Below are 544 nucleotides of genomic sequence, written 5' to 3' on the forward strand. Positions count from 1 at the left end.
CTTATACAGCACGTTTGATTGCTTCTGACTAACATTGACTCCTGCGTGTTATCTGTCTCCTCTTTCCTGTTTTAGGATCTCTTGGTGCTTCGATAGTGACTTTGTAACTACCATTTTCTAGTTGTTGTATATACATTTAAAACCTCACTTATATTAAGTTTAATACCCATACGTAAATGTTATTATACATGAGTTTATTTGTGTATAGTAATAAATATATATGATATTATAAATTATTAATAGAGTAGACACACATGATTAAAAATCGGTTGAGTATGCAGAATAAGTACATTTTTATTTTTACTTTGTAATTAAATGCAATTTACATTAGCAATAATATAAAAGTGGATTAGGGTAATTAAATAGATTATTTATTAAAATTTATAGGAGTGTTTTAATGGAGATAGATTGGATAAATATTAAGGGTTTTCGAAATTATAAAAATGAAACCATAAATTTAGCAAAACAAACATTAGTAATTGGATCAAATGATATAGGGAAAACAAATCTTATATATGCTTTACGTTTATTATTTGATAGAAGT

General features: G+C 25.7%; 1 protein-coding gene. It reads left to right on the forward strand.

Annotation, left to right across the window (positions count from 1 at the left end; genetic code table 11):
• Positions 1–397 precede the first annotated feature (397 nt).
• Positions 398–544: AAA family ATPase (locus tag ACF91D_RS31565; RefSeq protein ID WP_392438668.1), on the forward strand; the 147-nt coding region annotated here is incomplete at its 3' end.

The sequence above is a fragment of the Staphylococcus sp. 231237_7MaSpsaltlick genome, assembly GCF_043107035.1.